At 71.8% G+C, this 8,602-nt stretch carries 6 protein-coding genes and 1 pseudogene; 3 read left to right on the forward strand and 4 right to left on the reverse strand.

The window, feature by feature from the left end; all coding sequences use genetic code 11:
• Window positions 1–650: pseudogene (locus tag C2142_RS41130) on the forward strand (L-arabinose isomerase); the annotation flags it as partial.
• An 81-nt stretch (window positions 651–731) separates the two neighbouring features.
• Window positions 732–1,820: an aldose epimerase family protein gene (locus tag C2142_RS36640; protein ID WP_277347302.1), complete on the forward strand. Its 1,089-nt coding sequence runs from the start codon at window positions 732–734 to the stop codon at window positions 1,818–1,820.
• A gap of 62 nt (window positions 1,821–1,882) precedes the next feature.
• Here the strand turns inward: C2142_RS36640 and C2142_RS36645 are convergent, their stop codons facing one another.
• The 4 genes from C2142_RS36645 to C2142_RS36660 all read right to left on the reverse strand — a co-directional run bounded on the left by C2142_RS36645 (window position 1,883) and on the right by C2142_RS36660 (window position 8,137).
• Window positions 1,883–4,000, reverse strand: a complete 2,118-nt coding sequence (locus tag C2142_RS36645; RefSeq protein ID WP_148647106.1) for a beta-galactosidase — start codon at window positions 3,998–4,000, stop codon at window positions 1,883–1,885.
• A 67-nt stretch (window positions 4,001–4,067) separates the two neighbouring features.
• A complete protein-coding gene (locus C2142_RS36650) occupies window positions 4,068–5,822 on the reverse strand; it encodes a cellulase family glycosylhydrolase (RefSeq protein WP_148647107.1) in 1,755 nt (584 codons plus the stop codon).
• A gap of 47 nt (window positions 5,823–5,869) precedes the next feature.
• The gene (locus C2142_RS36655) at window positions 5,870–7,378 is read right to left on the reverse strand and encodes a glycoside hydrolase family 43 protein (protein WP_148647108.1); all 1,509 of its coding nucleotides are present in this window, start codon (window positions 7,376–7,378) and stop codon (window positions 5,870–5,872) included.
• 81 nt (window positions 7,379–7,459) lie between these two features.
• Window positions 7,460–8,137, reverse strand: coding sequence for a cellulose binding domain-containing protein (locus tag C2142_RS36660; protein ID WP_148647109.1), 678 nt, complete (start codon window positions 8,135–8,137; stop codon window positions 7,460–7,462).
• A 95-nt stretch (window positions 8,138–8,232) separates the two neighbouring features.
• On the opposite strand from C2142_RS36660, the gene C2142_RS36665 reads away from it, so the two are divergent.
• Entirely contained in the window at window positions 8,233–8,448 is a 216-nt protein-coding gene (locus C2142_RS36665) for a hypothetical protein (protein WP_148647110.1), read from the forward strand.
• Window positions 8,449–8,602: the final 154 nt, after the last annotated feature.

Raw genomic sequence — 8,602 nt, forward strand, 5'->3', positions numbered from 1 at the left:
ACTGCGCCAGCGGCCTCGCCGTGCAGCGGCTGATGGCCGACGGCTACGGCTTCGGCGGCGAGGGCGACTGGAAGACCTCCACCCTGCTGCGCACCCTCAAGGCGGCCGCCACCGGACTGCCCGGCGGTACCTCCTTCATGGAGGACTACACCTACCACCTGGAGTTCGGCCGAGAGCTGATCCTCGGCGCGCACATGCTGGAGGTCTGCCCCAGCATCGCGGCCGCCACGCCCTCCTGCGAGATCCACCCGCTCGCCATCGGCGGGCGCGAGGACCCGGTCCGCCTGGTCTTCGACGCCGAGCCCGGCCCGGCCGTGGTGGTCGGCCTCGCCGACCTGGGCGACCGCTTCCGGCTGGTCGCCAACGAGGTCGACGTGGTGGAGCCGCCGGCGCCGCTGCCCCACCTGCCCGTCGCCCGCGCCGTCTGGAAACCGCGCCCGGATCTGCACACCTCCACCGAGGCCTGGCTGACGGCCGGCGCGCCGCACCACACCGTGCTCTCCGGCGCGCTCGGCGCCGAGGAGCTGGAGGACCTCGCCGAGATGATCGGCGTGGAGCTGCTGGTGATCGACGACGACACGAACATCCGCCGGTTCGCCAAGGAAATGCGCTGGAACCAGGCCTACCACCGCCTGGCCCAGGGGTTCTGACCCTTGCGAGTCCGAGCCGGCGACGCCCGCCCGTACGGCGGGCGTCGCCCATTTCCCCACCGTGTCGATTGGAGTACTCCCGTGTCCAGAGACGCACTCGTCTCCCCTGGCGAGCTGACGGTGACCCAGGAGGCCCCCACAGGCCTGCCGGACGGTCGGCGCATCACCCGCTGGACATTCGGTTCCCGGACGCGAGTGATGGCGGAGGTCCTCAATCTGGGCGCCCGCCTCCAGGCGCTGCACGTGCCGGACCGGGCCGGGCGGCGGGTCAACGTCGTCCTGGCCGGAGAGGGCGTCGAGGAACTGCTGGGGGAAGCCTCGTACTTCGGCGCGACGGTCGGTCGCTACGGCAATCGGATCGCCGGGGGCGTGCTGCCCCTCGACGGCACGACGCACCGGCTGGCGACACAGACCCCGGGTCACACCCTGCACGGTGGGCCGGACGGCTTCGCCACCCGCCTGTGGGACGGCGTGCCGGTCCGGGCGGACCGGCAGGTCGGCGTCCGTTTCCGCCTGCGCAGCCCCGACGGCGATCAGGGATTTCCTGGAGCCCTCACCGCCGAGGTGACGTACCTGCTGGATCCCGACGGGGAGCTCTCGATCGCCTACCGGGCGGCCACGGACGCCCCGACGGTCGTCAACCTCACCAACCACGCGTACTTCAACCTGGCCGGAGAGGGCGGCGGATCGGTACTGGACCACCGGCTCCAGGTCGAGGCCGCCGGATACCTCCCCGTGGACGGAGAGCTGATACCGTTCGGCCCGGTCGAGCCCGTCTCCGGTACGCCGTTCGACTTCCGTGAGACCAGGAGGATCGGTGCTCGCCTCACGGAGGACCATCCGCAGATCCGACGGGCCGGCCGTGGCTTCGACCACAACTGGGTGCTGGACGGTACCGGGTTCAGGCGGGCAGCGGTGCTGAGCCACCCGGGAAGCGGCCGACGCGTCGAATGCCTGACGACCGAACCCGGGCTCCAGGTCTACACCGGGAACCACTTCGACGGCTCGTTGACCGGCCGCTCCGGCGGCCGGTACGGGCAGTACGCCGGTATCGCGCTGGAGACCCAGCACTTCCCGGACTCGCCGAACCGGCCCGACTATCCCTCGACCCTCCTGCGCCCGGGGGAGCAGTACCGGTCGAGGACGGTGTACCGCTTCTCCGCCGAGTAGCGAATGCTCTGCCGGAAGTGAACGGGGGCGGCGGGCCGGACGGCGCCCACCGCCCCCTCCTTTCATTGTGCGACGAAGACCCGCACGTCCCAGGCGCCGAGGGAGACCGGCCGTCCGGCGGACACCGCGGTGCCGTTCAGCACGTCGGTCAGATGCACCGGAGCGTGCACCTCGACGGGCTGCCAGCTCCAGTTGTGGACCACGTGGACGCGGCGCCCGTCCGGGGCCTTGCCGGTGGTCGCGGTGACGGACACCGGCAGGTCGCGCCAGCCGCTCACGGGAGCGGGAGCCAGCCAGGAGGCCAGCGCCCGGGCCAGGTCACGGCCGGGCACTGTGCCGACGCAGGTCACCCGGCCGGCGCCGTGGGCCCGGGTGGTGACCGCCGGCCAGCGGCCGAAGTGCGGGTGGTCGTAGCCGGCGAGCACCGTGGCGTCGGTGGCGTTGAGGCCCTCCACCCAGCGGGTCGCGGTCGCGCCGTCCGGGAGTTCCAGCGGACTGCCCGGGACGGTGCGGAGCGGGAGGTCCGCGGGCAGGTTGCTGAACTCGTCGTACCACGCGCCCGCGGCGGCGGTGAGCCGCGGCGGAGCGGTCTCGTGGCGCGCCCGGGCCTCGTGGTCGGCGTAGCCGGTGCGGGGGCCGAGCACGAGGTGGCCGCCGGCCTCGGCGTAGGCCGCGAGCCAGTCGAGCAGGGAGTCCTCGGCGAGGTAGAGCCCGGGGGCCACCAGTACGGGGTGGCGGCGGGCGGCCGTCGCGGGCGCCGGCCCTTCCCGGTCTCCCCGGGCGTCGTGCAGCTGGCGGGCGTGCAGGATCCGCACCTGGCGGCCGGCCTCGAAGGCGCCGCGGTAGAAGGGGTCGAAGACGCGGTGGTAGGAGGCCGGGTCGGGGCTGCCGTCCGCCTTCGCCAGCGGCGGGTACTTCTGCATCAGCCACTTGCTGGGCATCGAGTAGACCATCGCGATGTCGGCGTCGGGCTCGATCCCGGCGACCACCGCGCCTGCCGTCTCGAACTCGGCCCCCAGGCGCGCGAGTTCGGCGTACACGCGGCCGGGCTTGCCGCTGTGCGGCAGAATGCCGCCCCAGTACGTCTCGGCGCCGAAGTGCAGGGTGTGCCAGTGCCAGTACTCGATCATCCGCGCGCCGCGTGAGACGAGGGCCCAGGCGGCCTGCCGCCACTGGCCGTCGAAGGCCGGCCGGTTCTCCGAAGTCCCGCTGATCGCCTGCGCGTTGGTCTCGGTGATGAGGAACGGCTCCTGGCGGGAGGAGAAGACCCGGTCGGCGCTCTGGTACAGCGCCCACACACCGGTGGTCTTCCACCACTGCTCGTGGTCCTCGGGCGTGGTGTCGGGCAGCCCGAGGGCGTCCTGCATGTCGTAGTACGGGTTGCCCGCGGTGATGTCCAGGCTGTCGGTCAGCTCGTCGTCCTCCAGCGCCGGGTGGTTGTAGGCGAGGCAGGTGGTGACGAACTGGTCGGGGCGGGCGTACTCGCGCGCGATGCCGGCCTGCCAGGCGACGAACTCGGTGGTCTGGCGGGCCTGGAACGCCCGCCAGGCGACGTCGTACTGCGGCTGCTGGTTGTTGTCGGGCCGCCACAGGTCGGCCCAGGTGGAGAGCCGGTGCGACCAGTAGACCAGGCCCCACTCCCGGTTGAGGGTCTCCACGTCGCCGTAGGTGTGCCGCAGGTGGTCGACGAAGCGCTGGAAGACGCCGTGGTTGTGCGGCAGGTGCAGGCCGGGCTCGTTGTCCACCTGGAAGCCGATGACGGCCGGGTGCGAGGCGTGACGGTCGAGGATCGCCCGGGTGACGCGTTCGGCGTGGTACCGGAAGGCCGGGTGGGAGAAGTCGGCCTCCTGGCGCGCGCCCCAGCCCATGCGTCGGCCCGTCGCCCGCTCGGTGACGATCTCCGGGTACTGCCGGGCCAGCCACGGCGGCACGGCGTAGGTGGGCGTGCCGAGGACGACCGCGATGCCGCGCTCGTGGGCGCCGTCGAGCACCGGGGCCGGCCAGTCCAGCTCGAACCGGCCGTTCTCGGGCTCCCAGGTGGACCAGACCGACTCGCCGACCCGGATGACGGTGAACCTCGCCTCGGCCATCAGGTCGAGGTCTTCCTTGAGCCGCTCGTACGGCTGGTACTCGTGGTAGTAGGCGGCGCCGAACAGCACGCGCGGGGGCAGCGGGACCATGGGTGCACCTCGGAACGTGAAGGGGCCCCGGCTGCCGGGGAGGCATCCGGGGCGGGGAGGACTGCGGTCAGGCGACGGTGCCGGTCACCGTGGTGCCGGACTTCTTGACGTGGTAGGTGGCGGTGTCGCCGCTGTAGAAGTGGAAGACCAGCGTCGCCGTGTCGCCCTCGCGGAGCGAGTTCAGGAACGCGGGGGTCAGGATGATCGTGCCGTTCGGGTAGTCCGGCGAGAAGGCCTGGTTGAACTCCTGGTACGGGGTCCAGCTGGTCGGGCCGGCGTTGCTGCCGTCGGCGTACGTGGCGTGCATGGTCGCCAGGTCGTTGCCCCGGTACTGGGTGGGGACGGTGAACGCCTCGGTGGTGCCGACCGCGTCCGAGACCACCGGGGCGTCGTTGGTGACGACGTCGATGTTCCAGGGCAGCCCACGGGTGAACCGGGCCTGGAGCGTCGCGTTGACGCCGTAGGCGCGGTCGCCGGCCAGGCGGGTCAGCGCCTTGGCGGTGAAGGTGAGCTGGTTGCCCGAGACGGTGTAGTCCCGTCCCGCGACCAGCCTGGTGTCGCCCTGCCAGACGCCCCGGAAGGAGGTGCCGTTGAGGTTCAGGGTGAGCGACTTGGCGGCGATCGGGGCGGACTTCGGCACGAAGACCTTGTCGAAGGAGGCCGTGCCCGAGCGGGTGGTCCAGCTCGACTTGATCACGTCGAACAGGCCCTGGTCACGCCACTTGAGGGTGTCGCGGTTCAGGTAGGAGAACGGGTCCCAGAGGGCGGTGGTGACGCCGTACTTGCGCGCGCCGTAGCCCACGTGCTCGTAGTACTTCAGCGCCTCGCCCCGCTCGATGCGGGAGGGGTGGAAGTGGTCGGGGTACGCGAGCAGGCCGTACTCGCCGACGTAGAGCGGGATGTTCTTGGCGACGAAGGTGTCGTGCATGGAGGCGAAGGACTCCTCCAGGCCCTTCTGCGCGACCTCGTCGTACAGGGTGCCGCCCGCGACGTTCACGCTGAACGGGTACCAGCTGTAGTAGTGCACGGTCGCCACGAGCTGGCGGTCGTTCAGGGAGCGGATCGTGCTGTACAGGTCGTCCATGTAGGCCTGCGTGCCGCTGCCGCCCGGCGTGGTCAGGACGAGCAGGCGGTTCGCGTTCAGCCCGCCCGAGGCGCGGACGATCGAGTGGAAGGAGACCTGGAGCTCCTTCAGGAGCCGGAGCTTCTGCTCGTCCGTGGTGTTGTCGAACTGCGGCTCGTTGATGCCCTCGAAGAGCAGGGTGCGCGGCTCGTCCCGGAACGCCGCGGAGATCTGCGCCCAGGTGGAGTTGAAGCGGGCGACCACGGTGTCGTGCTCGGTGGGCATCTTCGAGACCCACTGCCACGAGTCGTGGTGGACGTTGAGCACGACGTACAGGCCGCTGGCCTGCGCCCAGTCGGCCACCTGCTTGACGCGGGCCGTGTAGGTGGCGTCGACGGTGTACGGCGCGGTGGCGGACTGGTGGTCGCTCCAGCTCACCGGGATGCGGACGCTGCGGAAGCCCTGTCCGGCGAGGGTTTCGAAGGTCGCCTTGGTGGTCTGCCCGTTGCCCCAGGACGACTCGTTCGGGACCGCGTCCAGGGTGTTGCCGAGGTTCCAGCTGGGCTGCATCCGCGCGACGGCGTCCATGGGGTTCTCCGGAACCCGGACCTCCGGCCGCGACGGCCCCTGGTGCTCGTCGGGCGCGGCGAACGCGGCGCCGCCGGACAGGCCCAGCATGACGGTCAGCGCCATCAGCAGGACGGCCAGGCGGCCGGGGCCCCGGCCGCGGCGGTCCGCGGGTTGCCGTATGTCCTTCACGTGTCGTCCCTCTCGTGAGTGCGGGTGGTGCATTTCCTGACGGGTGGTCATGGGTTCGACTGCGGCCCGTAGTCGAACCAGTCGAAGTGGACGGTGCCGGCCGCGGCGTACATGCCGATCACCCGGCCGGTGAAGCCGCCGGCCACCTCGGTGGACAGGTAGCGCCCGTCGAGCGAGGCGAGCGCGGTGAACGTCCCGTCCGGCTGCTCGACGCCGAAGGTGAGCAGGTCGGGGGCGGTCCGCGCGTCCTCCGGCGGGTGCGGGCCGATCTCGACGCCGAGCACCACCGGACCGGCCGGCACCGGGGCGGACGCCACCTCGGTGCGGAGCGGGCCGATCCGGGCGAACACCGTCACCCGGCCGTCGCCGGCCTCGATCTCGTAGTGGTGCCGCTCGTCCAGCCGGACGGCCAGGCCGCCGCGCCCCGTGGCGGGGTCGATCAGGGTGCGCGCCGAGCAGTCCAGGTGCTGCTGGCGGCGGCCGACGAGGACCAGGTCGGGTTCGTCGGGGGAGGCGCCGGCCGCGTGCAGGGTGAGCCAGCCGGAGCGCTCCTTGGTCGTGACCAGCTGCGCCGGGCGCTCGCGCAGCGAGATCCAGCAGGGCTGGAGCTCGGCGTGGTCGAAGTCGTCCCGGACCGGCAGTCCGGGGGCGGGAAACAGGGGCCAGGCAGGCGCGGGCATCTCCGGGGAGAGCGGGCCGACCGCCGGCCAGCCGTCCACCCACTCGACCGGGGCGAGGAAGGTCTCCCGCCCGATCACGTGCCAGCCGGGGGTGCCGCCGCGCGGCCGGACGCCGAGCAGCACCATCCACCAGGTGCCGTCGGGGGCCTGGACCAGGTCCGCGTGGCCGGTGTTCTGGATCGGGTGGTTGGTGCTGCGGTGGGTGAGGACCGGGTTGTCCGGGCACGGCTCGAACGGGCCGGTGGGCGTGCGGCCGCGGGCGATCGACACGCCGTGGCCGCGCTCGGTGCCGCCCTCGGCGATCAGCAGGTACCAGTACTCGCCGATCCGGTACAGGTGCGGCGCCTCGGGGGCCTGGCCGCCGGCGCCGGACCAGGTCCGCTCCGGCTCGCCGAGGGTCTCGCCGGTGTACGGGTCGAGACGGACCTGCGAGATGCCCGCGACGGTGCACCAGCAGGTGCCGTCCTCGTCCCAGGCGAGGTCCGGGTCGATGCCGGGGACCCCGGGCAGCCGGACCGGGTCGGACCAGGGGCCGGCCGGGTCGGTGGCGGTGAAGAGCATGTTGCCGCCGTCGCCGACGTTGGTGACGATCAGCCAGAAGCGGCCGTCGTGGTGGCGCAGCGTCGGTGCGTAGATGCCGGCGGAGGAGGGCATGTCGCGCGGCAGGCGCAGCTGGCCCGGCCGGTCCAGGGCGTTGCCGATCTGGGTCCAGTTCACCAGGTCGCGGCTGCGGAAGACGGGGATGCCGGGGAAGTACTCGAAGCTGGAGCAGACGAGGTAGTAGTCGTCGCCCACGCGGCAGACACTGGGGTCGGGGTGGAAACCGGGGATCACCGGGTTGGGGACGGTGACACCGGGCTGGGGCTGGTCTGACACGTGGTCGGGTCCTTTCGGTGGTTCATGTTCGGGGGTGGTGCCCCGGACCCTGGGGTGTCCGGGACACCACCGGCTCAGGGGTCAGCCGATCGCGCAGGACGCGCCGTTGACCCAGAAGGCGGTCGGATTGGCGTCACTGCTGGACCAGGTGGCCTTGAAGCCCCACTGGGCGCTGCCACCGGGCGGGATCGCGGCGTTGTAGGAGACGTTGCCGGCGTTGATGCTGGGGCCGCTCTGCTTCACCGAGGCGTCCCAGTTGTTGGTGATGGCGGTGTCCCCGGGGAAGTTGAAGCCGAGGGCCCAGCCGTTCACCTGGCCGAGGGAGTTGTTGACGATGGTGACGGTGCCGATCACGCCGCCGGGCCACTCGTTCTTGTTGTAGACGACCCGGCAGGGCGCGCTGGTCGGGTGCATCTCCACGACCGTGATGCCGTAGGCCGGCACGGTCTGGGTGGTCGGGCTACCGCTCTGGGCGGTGCCGATCGAGTGGCCGTTCTTGAGGTAGGAGTAGACGGTCGGGGTGGCGGAGGAGGCGGTGAACCCGGTGTAGGAGAGGTTCACCGTGGCGTCGTTGCGCGGGTCCTTGTTGATCAGCATCACGGCCACGTCGCCGTTGGCGCGGCGGACGGCGTGCGCGGAGAGCAACGAGGACGAGCTGGCGGCCTTGACCAGCGTGTCACCGGGCGCTCCCAGCTTGCTGATCATCTGGGTGCCGTAGTAGGCGGGGAAGGGGGTGTTGAGGGGCGACGTACGCGCCACCGGAGGCGGTGCCGGTCTTCCAGTGGTAGACGTCGGAGTGGCTGCCGCCGGGGTAGCGGACGACACCCATGCCGGCGCCGCGGAGCACTCCGGGGGTGGCGGCGTCGTTCATCGCGGCGTCGAAGACCGCGGTGTTGATGCCGACGCCGGCGGCGGGGATGGTGGCGAGCTACAGGGCGGCGTCGACCGACACCGACACGGAGTTCGCGGTGGTGGCGCTCGGCGCGGCGGTGGCGGTCGGCGCGACCGCCGCGATGGCGCCGGTGACCGCGAGCGACAGCGCGGCGGCGGCTGCTATGACGCGATCATGACAGGGATGGACTGACCTTTTCATGCGTCCCTCCAGTGGGGTGGGGGTGCGTGGTGTTCGGGTGGGGTACGAACTCCCGCGATCTGGACGGCGGACCCGGCGCGGCTTTTTGGTGTCGGGGCCGAACGCGAAACGTGCTCCGTTGGGTGGTGCGG

It is taken from the genome of Streptomyces sp. CB01881, from assembly GCF_002953255.1.
In the GTDB taxonomy this organism is placed as follows: Bacteria; Actinomycetota; Actinomycetes; order Streptomycetales; family Streptomycetaceae; genus Kitasatospora.